This is a genomic window from Candidatus Kinetoplastibacterium oncopeltii TCC290E, from assembly GCF_000340865.1.
Taxonomy (GTDB): domain Bacteria; phylum Pseudomonadota; class Gammaproteobacteria; order Burkholderiales; family Burkholderiaceae_B; genus Kinetoplastidibacterium; species Kinetoplastidibacterium stringomonadis.
On the sequence record NC_020299.1, the window covers coordinates 577,565 to 591,757 of the forward strand.

Genomic DNA, 14,193 nt, shown 5'->3' on the forward strand with positions numbered 1-14,193 from the left:
TAATATGTTAAAAACACTATTTATTAAAAATTTTATAATTATAAATGAAGTAGAAGTCAATTTTAATAATGGCTTAGCCGTATTTTCCGGTGAAACAGGAGCCGGTAAATCTATTTTTATAGATGCATTGTCATTAGTATTGGGAAATAGACCGGAAACTAACGTGCTTAAACAAGGTTCTTCTTATGCTGAGATTATAGCAATTTTTGAAAACAGCGAAAAATCCTCCGCTTGGTTAGAGAGATATAATATTAAAATTAAATCAGAAATAACAATAAGAAGAATAATAAATAAACAATCCCGCAGCAAAGGATATATAAATAATTCTAAATCTACAATGGCTAATCTTAGATCGTTAGGATCTATACTTGTGAAAGTATATAGCCAGTATGCCCATCAAGATTTATTTAATAGTGAATCGCAACGAACAATTTTAGATTCTTATGGTGGGTATAAATATCTAATACAACAAACAAATCATTACTGGAAATTATGGGAATCAGCTAAGAAAAATTTGGACAATTCAATACAATCTGCATCTAGATTGCAAAATGAGTTAGATCATTTACATTGGCAAGCAAATGAAATAGAGCTAATTAAATTTTCAGACGATGACTTATTGAATACATATTCAGAGTATAAAAAATTATCTAACATAGAGAGTATAATTGAGACATGTGACTCTGTTATTAAATATCTTGATGATAATCAAACATCAGCATATAGACTAACGTGCAAAAGTATAAATTTAATTCAACAAATTATAGAGTCTGATCCATCTCTTTTAAAGATATATGAAGAGTTAATTTCAGCACAGATAGCTATGAAGGAAGTTATATATGATCTTAATAGCTATGTAAGTAATATAGAAATTGATCCGAACCGTCTTAAATTATTAGAATCTAAAATTTATGATATAGAAACATTATCAAAAAAATTAAAAACAAAACCACAAGATCTAAATTTACTATATCAGAAGATTCAAAACAGGATCGATGAAATCAAAAATACGAACATTGATATATTTAAAAATCAAGAAAAACTAAACAAAGAACAGTACATAAATTATGCAACCAAATTATCAGAACAAAGAGTGAAAACTGCTATTAAATTAAGTAAAAAGGTTACAGATATAATAAAAACACTAGCTATGCATGATAAATCCTTTAAAATAGAAGTAACAGATGGCAATAAATCATCTTCTGGAATAGATAGTGTGAGATTTCTAATTCATGATCAATTTTCCACGCCGAAATCAATTATGAAAATTTCTTCTGGAGGAGAAATATCAAGAATTTATTTAGCAATATCTGTAATTACCAATCACAACAACACTCCCTCTATAATATTTGATGAGATTGATAATGGTATAGGTGGAGCTGTAGCTGAAAATATTGGCAAGCTCTTAAAAAGAATTAGCAATTCACATCAAGTACTAGTAATAACTCACCTACCACAAGTAGCTGTTTATGCTGATAACCATTTCTTAGTAAACAAATATAAAGAAGGAAATGCTATACTTTCTAAGATTAGTTTGCTATCTAATAATGAAAGAACTGAAGAAATAGCAAGGATGCTAGGTGGTGCAGAAATAACAATAACAACTATAAACCACGCAAAAGAAATGCTAGACAAGATTAAGAACTCTAATTATTAGAAAAGATAAATATTAATTACATTTAATAGGTTTTATGATTGGAAATAATAAGGAAGCTAATTTATGTAATCATATATCAATTTATATTTATCTTAATTATTCTAATTAAAATAGTAAAAGATTTATAATAAAAAGGGCTACAAATATCTTATTTGCCATATTAAATAAATATAAAACTAGGAAAGAGTTATAAATATCAAAAGACCAAACTTATAAACGAAAATTTGATATCTGTTCAAGTTGAACTGCTACTTGGAAAATCAACTATTATCAAAGAAAATATATGAAAATATTTTCACTAAAGCCAAAAATTTAATAAAGAATATAAGATCACAAAACTTGCTCTACAGTTTGTGGAAAATAGACTAAAAATATGGTATAAAAAACTAAAATAATCTCAAAATATTAAATTGCAAATCATTAAAAAATTAAGGAAATCTTATGCGTTTAGCTGTATCAGGATCAAGTGGAAGAATGGGATCATCCATAATTAAAACATTATTAAAAAATCCAGAGCTTCAGTTAGTAACAGCTTTGGATTCTTCAAGTAGCCATTATTTAGGACAGAAGATAGAAGGATCTAATATTTCATTAACAGATGACCTAGATTCATTAAAAAATGCTGATTGTCTGATAGATTTTACTAGGCCAGAAGGCACGATGAAAAACTTGTCACACTGTCTAAAATATAGAGTTAATATGGTTATAGGAACCACCGGATTTAGCGAAGATGAGCTGAACATTATAGAACAAGCATCAAAAAATATAGCTATAATACATGCGTCGAACACAAGTATCGGTGTAAATGCAACATTGAAACTTATAGAGTTAGCATCAAAGATATTAAGATCTGGATATGATGTTGAAATATTCGAAGCTCATCATAGCGAAAAAGTTGACAGTCCTTCTGGAACTTCTATCACAATGGGAGAAACAATAGCAAAGTCATGGGGAACCTCTCTTTCTGAAATTGCAACATGGGCAAGGCACGGTTATACTGGACCTAGAAAACCAGGAACTATTGGTTTTTCAGTGATGAGAGGTGGAGATATTATAGGCGATCATTCAGTTTATTTTTGTGGACATGGAGAAAGAATAGAGATTACACACAGATCAAATAGTAGAGAAAATTATGTAAATGGAGCAATTCAAGCTGCAATTTTTCTTAAGAACAAGAAAAATGGTAAATTTACTATGAACGATGTTTTATCTATATGAAAAATGATATCTAATAAATTCTTGGCTCTATTTCTAATCTAATTCCGCTCTTAAGATAAACATCGTTAATAATAAATGTAGCAAGTCTCATAACATCATCAAATTTAGCAAAGCCTTGATTTAATAATATCAAGGCATTTTTTTCGTATACAGTTACTTTGCCATATGTTTTACCTTTCCACCCACAGTTGTCTATCAGCCAACCAGCTGATACCTTATAAGAATCTTCTCCTATTTTCCAAAAAACTAAGTTTGAAAACAAATAAATAGCATTTAGTAAAACATCTTTCGATACTATAGGATTTTTAAAAAAACTACCGACATTGCCAAATTCTTTAATGTTAGGTAACTTAGAATTACGTGTATTATAAATAATACTAATAACATTGTTAATATCTACTAAACATTTCAATGATCTGGATACAAAATAATCATTTCTTTTGAAATACTCTATATTAGGATTCCATATTTTTGATAAAATTACGCGTATTGATAAAATAATAAAGTTTTTATATGTTTTTTGTTTAAATATGCTGTCTCTATAAGAAAAAAAACATTCTTTAGCTGGCAACTCTACCATTTTACCATTTGTTAAATTCCAAGCAACTACACTATAACAACATCTTGAGAATTCTATCCCGTAAGCTCCTATATTTTGTACTGGAGCAGCTCCAACTGTACCAGGTATAAAAGCTAAATTTTCTAAACCATACCAACCTTTATTAATACAGTACATTACGAAATCATGCCAAGATTCTCCAGCATAGGCTTCTACCAGAACAGTATCTTCGAAAGAAGATATTATTTTTATGCCTGAAAAACCAACCTTAATAACAAGTGATTTTATGTAATCTTTTAAAATTACATTACTACCACCTCCTATAATAAAAATATCTTTATAATCTTCGAAAATATTGGTTATGAATTTCAAATCTTCGAAATTACGCACTACAAAAAAATGATCTGTGTAAGAATCAAGACTAAATGTATTAAAATGCTTAAGATTTTGATGCTTTGGTTTCGATTTCATAAATTACACTTTATAGCTAAAAATATTGTATTTTACAATACAATTAATTACTCGATATAACAAGATTATGTATTGTATAAGATATCAATAATGTGTTACAATCACAAAAGTTAGGTGCCAATAGCATTTGCGGGAATAGCTCAGTTGGTAGAGCGCAACCTTGCCAAGGTTGAGGTCGCGAGTTCGAGACTCGTTTCCCGCTCCATATAATTAATCAAAAATACAAAAAAATTAAGGCGCGATGGCAGAGTGGTCATGCAGCGGACTGCAAATCCGTGTACGGCGGTTCGATTCCGCCTTGCGCCTCCATAAAATCTTAGTAAGATATTTATTTTATATTAAACAAAAACAATGAATCACATTGTATAATTAATTTTCTTAAATAACCTTAATTACTATATGCCATTACTGTTCAGATCATACCCTATTATAAGAAAAATACTGTTTTCTTTGGATCCAGAGAAGGCCCATGAGATAACTCTCAAATGTCTTGATTATACTTATAAATGTTCTTTAACTAGAAAAATTCTAAGCTACTCTCCTTCTTTGCCAAAAAAAATTATGGGGATAAAAGTAAAAAATCCTATTGGGCTAGCTGCCGGTCTAGATAAAAATGGAGAACATATAGATTCATTAGGTAATTTAGGATTCGGATTTATAGAAATAGGAACAGTAACACCTTACCCACAGACAGGAAATCAGAAACCAAGAATGTTTCGTCTGCCCAAATCAGAAGCAATAATAAATAGATTGGGATTTAATAATTTAGGAATAAATAAACTTATATCTAACGTAAGAAGAAGTAACTGGCGTAAAAATGGAGGAATTCTAGGAATAAATATTGGGAAAAATGCAACAACAAAAATAGAATCTTCTGTAGAAGATTATTTGAAATGTTTAAATACGGCTTATAATCATGCTGACTATATAACCATAAATATATCCTCTCCAAACACTGAAAAATTAAGATCACTACAAGAAAAAGAACATCTTAATAATTTATTATATAGACTAGTAGAAGCACGTAAATCATTATCTGATATTTATCAAAAACATACTCCAATAGCATTAAAGATATCTCCTGACCTGGAATTATGTGATATCGACATAATATCAGAGGCTCTTGTTAAATATAGAATTGAAGGGGTAATAACGACCAATACTACTATATCTAGAAACAATATGGAAAATGAAATTTTTTCCAAAGAAAAAGGAGGATTATCCGGATATCCTCTACATGAATTATCACTAATTGTGCTAGAAAGAATTAAGAAGAATATCGGAGATGACATAACAATAATTGGAACTGGCGGGATATTATCTGCAAAACAAGCCTTAGAGAAAATTAGGTCAGGTGCTGATGCAGTCCAAATATATACAGGTCTTATATATAAAGGACCAATATTAATAGAACAATGTATAAATGCAATAAAAGATGATTAATATTCTACAACAGAAAATTTGTATTTTTATTTTAAAATAAAATTAGATAATTATTTGATCAAATGCTCCTTTACCCAAATAAAGATAAGTTGTCTAAAAACAAGAAAGATTGTTATCTAATAATTTGTTTTTGTGCTGATTGGTGCAGCACATGTAGGAAATATAGAAAAGAATTATCCATTCTATCGGATAAATTTAAACTACATATGTTTTATTGGATAGATATAGAAGATAATTATGAATTTATCGGTAATGAAGACATAATAAATTTCCCTACTTTGTTAGTGCAAATAAGCAAGAAAACTGTATTTTATGGCAATATAAGTTCTAACATTGACCATTTAAATATGATAATAAAAACAATAAACAATAACAAAGACATTAAAACAAAATTACCCAACATTTGGGAAATGCTTGAAGCATCCTAAAATATAATCAGTTAGGATCTACCAGATCCTCCAAGTAAAAAAGCTATTTTTGCTGTAATTTTATTAGTATCCACAGTATGATTATTGTTCAGATAGTCTTTAAAACCAACATTTCTTATTCCATTATAAGCAAGAATAATAGGCTTTCTACATCTATCATAATGTATAGAGTCATTTTTATCGTTACAACAAAAATCCAACCTAGGTATTATACTTTTAGTTAGCTTTTCTATTTCTAATAAATAAATATCTTCTTCTTGATAATATAAAGAAATAGCGCTCCCTTCTTTATTAGCTCTTCCAGTACGCCCTATTCTATGTACATAATCCTCAGCATTATGAGGAATATCAAAATTTATGACACAAGAAATGCCTACTATATCTAATCCACGAGCAACAACATCAGTAGCAACTAAAATATCTAATTCACCTAATTTAAAATCATTCAAAATCCTTATTCTTTCTTTTTGAGTTTTATCACCATGAATACAATCAGTGTTAACCTTATTTAAGGATAAATAGCTAGCTAGCTTATTTGCACCTATTTTCGTATTGGTAAATACTATAGCATGTTTCATGCCTGCACTGCGTATAAGAAACAACATAGCTGCATATTTATCATTATTAAATATCTTATAAGAAATCTGTTGAACTGTATCAGCTATAGAATTTGGGACAGTAACATCAGCTTCAACTGGATCTTTTAAATAGGTTAGACCTAATTTGCGAATACCTTCACTAAATGTAGCCGAAAATAATAAGCTTTGTCTATTTTTGGGGAGCATTCCAACTATTCTATCAACATCAGGTATAAAACCCATATCGAGCATACGATCTGCCTCATCTAAAACTAATGTATCCACATTAATTAAGGATATATTCTTCTGATTTATATGAGCAATTAATCTACCAGGAGTTGCTACTAGTATTTCACATCCTTTATGCAACAGATCCTTTTGTTGTTCTAAATCTACCCCACCAAACAATACTAGGCTACGTAATTTAGTATTCTTGCTATAAAGTTTTATGCATTCGTAAACCTGATCAGCTAATTCTCTAGTCGGTACCAATATAAGGGAACGTAATAAATGACGAGCTGGAGAAACACTATTATTTGCAAAAGGTATTAATTTATTAATTATTGGCAAAATAAAAGCTGCAGTTTTACCAGTTCCTGTTTGAGCAGCACCAATAAAATCAAAACCTTCTAATATATTGGGGATAGCAGATTCCTGGATTAGAGTTGGTTTTATATATCCAATCTCATTTAGAACACTCAATATAGAGTCATCTAAGCCAAAACTGCTGAATGAGTTTAATTTTACATCTTTATCAAAAATACTAATTTGATTCATTAAAATACTTAATATATAAACATAATAAAAAAATTATAAACAGTTGCTATGTACCAAGATACAGATTTACAGAACTAAATAAACATAAAAACTGATTTTACAAGCAATGCTATATGCTGTATGCAATGATATGAAAAATAATTTAAAATAGCTAGCTAAGTTGTACTTATTATATAATCCAATTATATAAAAGTAAGGGGCATAATCATAAAAAATCATCATAATTGACTGAATCAGTAAAATAATAACAAATTAAACTTGTTAAGGAAAAACAACAAATTATTAAGCCTTAGAATAATTCTTAATATCAAATAATTTTTTATTAAACAGCAAATATCATAATTATGATATTTCTTCATTGGTTTAATTAATATGTATGCGATTTATATAAACATATTTATCTTAAATAAGATTTTAAAAAATTACTAAATAACTATGGAAATAATATAGCTATGATATTTAATATCATAGAAAAATTGCTTAACATCTTATAATAATAAATAGTAATTTTTATTATCTGATAGCTGAATTAAACTAGCCAAATTCTTGATTAATAATGATAACAGATACTATTGATATTATTTTTTATGACAAATGATATAAACAAAGGATCATCTGGAAGATCTGTATTTGGCCCATAAGTAACAAAAAAATTACCTAGCTTTAATTATGCATATTATATAAAACAAATTATTTTAAAAAAATCATTTCTAAAAAACTAATTTATCAAGGATTGATAATAATAAACAATATTAGCTTTATGTATATAAGTCTTACACTATCCTAAATAAAATTGGTAAAAGATAGTGTAGAAATTTAAAATTAAAAATCGTATGAAATTTCTGCCAATTCTTGTAGAAAATCAGCAATTGCTTATTATGTATTTGTGAATCTAGTTATTGGCTAAATTCATTCATGATTTTAGTAAAAATGGATCTATGAAAATATCTTAAAAGTTAATTTTTGCATCAACAGAAAATTTATGAAATTAAATCACTTAAAATAATTCAATAGTTAAACACGAATATCTAATTTCAATATATACAGGCTAAGAACCAGGTTATTATACTTCAGATAATACTGGAATAAGAAAAGTAAATGGAAAATTTATCTTATATTAAACTTGCTCTATATGAAACAGTATTAAAAGACCAAAAAGCTAACACATAAAAAGCTATCGTTATAAATAATTTTAAACATCATAACTAATAATAAGTTTGAATTATCATTCAATGACTAATATCTGAATAAATCAGATTTAAGCATTAAAGCATAAAGAATATTATTTTATGTCATGTTGTTAGGAGTAAAACATTAAATACAAATAAATTATTCTGACTAGTTATCTAATAGATTTTGAAACACAGTTATTATAATAGAAATCATTTTATTAATAAGTCTAAATTATTTCACAAAATATTCCAGTTGATAAAGCAGTGATAGAAAATATAATGTATATATAAACAATACACAGAAATAATATTTATCGAAATTAAAATGAATAAAGAATTTGATATAGCAATAGTAGGATCTGGCATTACTGGAAGTACCTTGGCTATTTTGTTATCTAGGCTAACAACAAATCCTTCCAGAGTAGCATTGATACAGAAGATTGACCTTGATTCTGATCTGATTAAGAAAAAACACAAACCAGATGTCTTGGCTCTAAGTTATGATAGTAAGTTGCTACTGAAAGGTATAAATGCTTGGCCAGAAGGATCATCTGTTATAAAAACAGTACATGTTTCTAAGTTCAATCAGTTTGGTAAATTATTATTAAAGAATACTGATCTCAATATAGACGAACTGGGCAGTATAGTTAACTATGACAATCTTCAAAAAAAATTAGATAAATTAGTGTTAGAAAGCGGAGTATCACTTATATGTGGCGACAATGTTGAAATTATTAAAAAAAATAGCATTTACCAGACACAAATAGATGGCTCATTTTTAAAATCTCTAATTGTTATACAAGCTAATGGGATAAACTGTAGCGATTTTGAAAAAAAATACGATCAAAAAGCTTTATTAACAACAGTAAAAGTTAGATCACATAATAACGAAGAAAGATTAGCTTGGGAACGATTTACTGATACCGGATGTATAGCTCTGCTACCAACTCCACAGAACTTAGATCTCTATTCAGTAGTTTGGTGTGATAATATAAAAAATATAGAATGTTTAATCAATATGTCAAACAAAGAATTCTCAATATCAATAAATAAATTTTTCGGATCACTGTTAGGAAATATATCGTCTGACTTTGAACGATATACAATTCCATTATCTCTAAAAATAAAAAAACATCTAAATGATCTAAATTTGGTTACTATAGGAAACGCAGCTCAAACTATACATCCTATTGGAGGACAAGGATTAAATTTAGGACTTAGAGATGTTGGATGTCTTGTCAGATGTATTGATAAATGGCTAGATAACAAAACAGAAACTATCAGCATACTGAATAAATTCAATAACAAAAGATATCTAGATAGAATTATAACTATAGGTATTACTGATACGTTGACTAATATTTTTAGCAGTAAAATACATTTAATACAAAAAATGTTTGGTACATCATTATCCTTAATTGATTTAATAAAACCACTAAAAAGATCAATTATAAGGCAGCTTATAATTGGAACGAAAATGTAACCAACTAATTGAAATATCTGTTATATTTTATAGTGAAAAGATAACAATCAAAATATGATATATTATTTATAAAATATTTTCATTATTAATAGTTTTTATTATTAATTAAAATTCAATAGAATCATTCACAAAAAAATAAAATATAATACTAGTTTGGCAAATTATAATTTATAATTTGAGTGACTAATATAAATACTATTAACCATAATTTTTGCCCAAATGAATAAACAAGATATTTTCGAAGAATGTATACGTATAAGCTTAGCACGCTATATGAATGACTTGGGAGATTCTAAACCTAATGATATATTAAAAATGGTTGTCTTGTGCGTCGAAAAACCAGTTATAGAAGTAGCCTTGCAAAGGTCCAATAACAATCAGTCTAAAGCAGCTGAAATGCTTGGAATTACTAGGAGTACTTTGAGAAAAAAACTTATGCTATATAAAATACAAATATAATTTTTTAAGTGTCTTTATAGGCAACACCATGGCTCATGAGAAATTATTCTACTAAATCTACTTGACACAATATACTATGAAAATCGAAACTGCTTTGATATCTGTTTCTAACAAAACAGGAATCATTGAATTTGCTAAATCTTTAATATCTAGAAAGATTCGTTTATTCTCAACTGGGGGAACAGCTAAAACATTAAGAGAAGCTGGATTAGAAGTAATAGAAGTATCTGAACATACGGGATTTCCTGAGATTTTAGATGGAAGAGTTAAAACACTTCACCCTAAAATTCATGGTGGATTATTAGCAAAACGTGATAAAAAAGAGCACGTTAATACAATTAAAGAATATGGTATAGATAAAATAGATATATTAGTTGTGAATCTATATCCATTCAATGAAGCAATATCCAAAGAAGGATGTTCCTTTTCAAATGCAATAGAAAATATTGACATTGGTGGCCCAGCAATGTTGCGTTCTGCATCTAAGAATCATGGTAATGATATCGATGGTGTAACAGTAATAGTAGATCCAAAAGATTATACTAAAGTAATAAATGAAATAGATGAGTATGGGAATACTTCCTATGAGTTACGTTTAAATTTGGCAACAAAAGCTTTTGCACATACAGCAGCATACGATGGATTAATAACAAATTATCTAAGCAGCTTGCTAGACAAAACTCCAAAATATGATGAAACTCCTAATAGGCAAAAATGGCCAGAAATTATAACAATACAAGCAAAAAAACAACAAACTTTACGATATGGAGAAAATCCTCATCAGACTGCCTCGTTCTATATTGATGAAAACATTAGCCAAGGATTGCTAAGCAACTATAGGCAAATACAAGGCAAAGAACTATCTTTCAATAATATTGCAGATGCAGACGCAGCTTGGGAGTGCGTTCGAAGTTTCGAAAAACCTGCTTGTGTAATTGTAAAACATGCCAATCCTTGTGGTGTTGCTATCGGTAATAACATAAGAGAATCCTACGACAAGGCATTTAAAACAGATCCAACATCTGCTTTTGGAGGCATAGTAGCATTTAATAAAAAAGTTGATGTAGAAACTGCTAGAACAGTAATTGATAATCAATTTTTAGAAGTATTATTAGCTCCAAATTTTGATAATGATGCAATAAATGAATTATCATCAAAACAAAATATAAGAGTTTTAAAAGTTCCAATAGGTCATGGTACTAACAACTTCGATGCAAAAAGAATTGGTGGAGGGTGGTTACTACAGACTACTGATAGTCAGGATTTATGCATAAAAGATATTAATATTGTGACTAAAAGAAAACCAACAAAAGAAGAAATTGATGATTTAATATTTGCCTGGAATGTAGCAAAATTTGTCAAATCCAATGCAATCGTTTTTGCTAGCAAAGGAATGACATTAGGTATTGGTGCTGGACAAATGAGTCGTGTCGATTCTGCTCGTATCGCATCTATAAAAGCAATTAATTCAAAATTAGATTTAAAAAATTCTGTTGTAGCATCAGATGCATTTTTTCCTTTTCGCGATGGACTAGATGTAATAGTAGCATCCGGTAGCAGTTGTGTGATACAACCAGGAGGTAGTATGAGAGATGATGAGGTTATAGATGCTGCTAATGAACATGGTATAGTCATGGCCATGACTGGAATAAGGCATTTTCGTCATTAATGAGAATTATTGGCATTGATCCTGGACTTAGGAAGACAGGGTTTGGAATAATAGAACAAAATGGCCAAACCATCAAGTACGTAACTAGTGGCACTATAGTAATACCAACTGATTTGCCACTAGCTGAAAGGCTAAAGGTAATTTTTGATAATTTAAATCAAATTATTAGAGAGACAAATCCTTTAGTAGCAGCCATGGAAATAATTTTTATGAATACTAACCCAGCTACAACACTTTTGCTAGGACAAGCTAGAGGCGCTGCTTTATGTGCAGTAGCTAATAATGATATAAAAGTTTATGAATACACTGCATTACAAATAAAAAAAGCTGTTGTCGGGACAGGAAGAGCTGCAAAAAATCAAGTTCAAATGATGGTGCAACGATTGCTATCCTTAAACGGATTACCTTCTTCTGATTCTGCTGATGCTCTATCATGTGCTCTCTGTCACTCAAATATAAATCCATTCAGAATGATTATGAAGAACTTACAACATAGTGATATTAATGATAAAGAAAAGACTGTTAAAAACGGAAGATTAATTTGAGAAATGTTGATATATGATAGAAAGGATCACTGGTAAATTATTAGAAAAGAGTACAAATAGTGTTTGTTTAGATGTAAATGGTATATGTTATGAAATAGAAACAACTTCTGGCACTATTAATTCTCTTCCACATATTAATGAAAAATTAACTTTATTCACCCATTTATTGATACGTGAGGATGCACACATATTATTTGGATTTAATGATCACAATACTAGAAATACTTTCCGTCTATTGATTAAAACAGCAGGAATAGGAGCTCGCACTGCTTTATCAGTTTTGTCTACTTTAACAGTTGAAGAACTGTCAAATTCTATATTAATGCAGGAACCATCAATTCTTACTAAAGTTCCCGGAATAGGACAAAGAACAGCAGAGCGTTTAATACTAGAGCTAAAAAATAAAATAAAATCAGAAACCGGATTAAATTCGACACAAGTTCCTCAGATACATTCTGACCTTATTAATGCATTAGTGTCATTAGGATATTCATGTAAAGAAGCAATGAAGATAATTAATTTTGTTCCAGAAAATCTTACTATATCTGAAAGTATAAAATACGCGCTGAAGTTACTGAGTGCTGGTTAATCCAGCATAAAATGAAAGCTACATTAATCTACAAATATTTATAACTACTGAATATGGCCATTAAGCCCGATCATCTTGCCCAAACAACCAGAACACATAGCAAAATACTAGAACCTACAGCTCCTAGTAGCGAAGAATCTATTGAGCGTGCATTGAGACCAAAAAATTTCTATGAATATATAGGACAAAAAAGAACTTGTGATCAACTGGAGATATTTATAAAAGCTGCTCGAAATAGAAAAGAGTCTTTGGATCATACTTTATTATTTGGGCCTCCAGGTTTAGGAAAAACTACTCTTGCACATATAATTGCACATGAAATGGGAGCTAACCTAAGGCAGACATCTGGTCCTGTATTGGAAAGACCAGGAGATCTAGCAGCAATACTAACAAACATGGAAAAAAATGATGTTTTGTTTATTGATGAAATACATAGACTATCCTCAGTTGTAGAAGAAATTCTCTATCCGGCTTTAGAAGACTTTCAGATAGATATCCTAATAGGAGAAGGACCGTCTGCAAGAAGTGTAAAATTAGATCTTCAACCATTTACATTAATAGGTGCCACTACTAGAGCAGGCATGCTAACAAACCCATTAAGAGATAGATTTGGGATCATATCTAGACTTGAATTTTATAATTCAGAAGATCTTTCTCGTATAATTTCTAGAAGTGCTAAATTGTTAAGAACAAATGTCACAACAGATGGATCTGAAGAAATTGCTAGAAGATCGAGGGGTACACCAAGGATAGCTAATAGACTATTAAGACGAGTACGTGATTATGCTGAAGTTAAAGCAGAAGGCATAATAAACGATACTGTGGCAAACCAAGCTTTATCAATGCTAGAAGTAGATCCTCATGGATTAGATATCATGGATAGAAAACTATTAGAAGCTATTGTTTATAAATTTGATGGTGGTCCTGTCGGAATTGACAGTATTGCTGCATCTATAGGAGAAGAAAAGGATACTATAGAAGATGTTATAGAGCCTTATCTAATACAACATGGATATATACAAAGAACGCCTCGTGGCAGGATAGCAACATCTATAACTTGGAATCATTTAGGCTTGCATAATCAAGCACAATCTTCTCAGCAAAAAAATATTCCCTAGATAAGTTCCTAATAACATATATTAATC

Annotated in this window: 12 protein-coding genes and 2 tRNA genes; 12 read left to right on the top strand and 2 right to left on the bottom strand. The window is 29.3% G+C overall.

All coding sequences use genetic code 11. The features are described 5' to 3' along the window. The first annotated feature begins 4 nt into the window (after positions 1-4). Positions 5-1,657: a DNA repair protein RecN gene (gene recN / locus CONE_RS02650; RefSeq protein WP_015397202.1), complete on the top strand. Its 1,653-nt coding sequence runs from the start codon at positions 5-7 to the stop codon at positions 1,655-1,657. Between the two features lie 441 nt (positions 1,658-2,098). Next, entirely contained in the window at positions 2,099-2,875 is a 777-nt protein-coding gene (dapB, locus tag CONE_RS02655) for a 4-hydroxy-tetrahydrodipicolinate reductase (RefSeq protein WP_015397203.1), read from the top strand. A 10-nt stretch (positions 2,876-2,885) separates the two neighbouring features. Here dapB and murB read toward each other — a convergent pair whose 3' ends face one another. Further along, complete coding sequence (gene murB, locus CONE_RS02660; protein WP_015397204.1) at positions 2,886-3,905, bottom strand: UDP-N-acetylmuramate dehydrogenase; 1,020 nt, start codon at positions 3,903-3,905, stop codon at positions 2,886-2,888. A 129-nt stretch (positions 3,906-4,034) separates the two neighbouring features. Between murB and CONE_RS02665 the strand changes: the two genes are divergently transcribed. The 4 genes from CONE_RS02665 (at position 4,035) to CONE_RS02680 (ending at position 5,776) form a co-directional block, all read left to right on the top strand. Next, positions 4,035-4,110: transfer RNA gene (locus CONE_RS02665), tRNA-Gly, on the top strand. A 30-nt stretch (positions 4,111-4,140) separates the two neighbouring features. Further along, positions 4,141-4,214, top strand: a tRNA-Cys gene (locus CONE_RS02670). A gap of 90 nt (positions 4,215-4,304) precedes the next feature. Beyond that, positions 4,305-5,348 (top strand): quinone-dependent dihydroorotate dehydrogenase, encoded by a 1,044-nt coding sequence (locus CONE_RS02675; RefSeq protein WP_015397205.1) that lies wholly within the window; start codon positions 4,305-4,307, stop codon positions 5,346-5,348. Between the two features lie 62 nt (positions 5,349-5,410). After that, positions 5,411-5,776, top strand: a complete 366-nt coding sequence (locus tag CONE_RS02680) for a thioredoxin family protein (RefSeq protein WP_015397206.1) — start codon at positions 5,411-5,413, stop codon at positions 5,774-5,776. Positions 5,777-5,787: 11 nt separating this feature from the next. Here the strand turns inward: CONE_RS02680 and CONE_RS02685 are convergent, their stop codons facing one another. Beyond that, positions 5,788-7,131: a DEAD/DEAH box helicase gene (locus CONE_RS02685; RefSeq protein WP_015397207.1), complete on the bottom strand. Its 1,344-nt coding sequence runs from the start codon at positions 7,129-7,131 to the stop codon at positions 5,788-5,790. Positions 7,132-8,628: 1,497 nt separating this feature from the next. Here CONE_RS02685 and CONE_RS02690 point away from each other — a divergent pair. The 6 genes from CONE_RS02690 to ruvB all read left to right on the top strand — a co-directional run bounded on the left by CONE_RS02690 (position 8,629) and on the right by ruvB (position 14,166). After that, positions 8,629-9,786 carry a Rossmann-fold NAD(P)-binding domain-containing protein gene (locus CONE_RS02690; protein ID WP_015397208.1) on the top strand — a complete coding sequence of 386 codons (1,158 nt, stop codon included), beginning with the start codon at positions 8,629-8,631 and terminating at the stop codon, positions 9,784-9,786. A 219-nt stretch (positions 9,787-10,005) separates the two neighbouring features. After that, positions 10,006-10,245, top strand: coding sequence for a helix-turn-helix domain-containing protein (locus tag CONE_RS02695; protein ID WP_015397209.1), 240 nt, complete (start codon positions 10,006-10,008; stop codon positions 10,243-10,245). Positions 10,246-10,321: 76 nt separating this feature from the next. Continuing rightward, positions 10,322-11,914 carry a bifunctional phosphoribosylaminoimidazolecarboxamide formyltransferase/IMP cyclohydrolase gene (purH, locus tag CONE_RS02700; RefSeq protein ID WP_015397210.1) on the top strand — a complete coding sequence of 531 codons (1,593 nt, stop codon included), beginning with the start codon at positions 10,322-10,324 and terminating at the stop codon, positions 11,912-11,914. Further along, on the top strand, positions 11,914-12,459 hold the full coding sequence (ruvC, locus tag CONE_RS02705; protein ID WP_015397211.1) for a crossover junction endodeoxyribonuclease RuvC: 546 nt from the start codon (positions 11,914-11,916) through the stop codon (positions 12,457-12,459). The genes purH and ruvC overlap by 1 nt, the downstream gene beginning before the upstream one ends. 13 nt (positions 12,460-12,472) lie before the next feature. Continuing rightward, on the top strand, positions 12,473-13,048 hold the full coding sequence (gene ruvA / locus CONE_RS02710) for a Holliday junction branch migration protein RuvA (protein ID WP_015397212.1): 576 nt from the start codon (positions 12,473-12,475) through the stop codon (positions 13,046-13,048). 53 nt (positions 13,049-13,101) lie between these two features. Next, positions 13,102-14,166 (top strand): Holliday junction branch migration DNA helicase RuvB, encoded by a 1,065-nt coding sequence (gene ruvB / locus CONE_RS02715; RefSeq protein WP_015397213.1) that lies wholly within the window; start codon positions 13,102-13,104, stop codon positions 14,164-14,166. Positions 14,167-14,193: the final 27 nt, after the last annotated feature.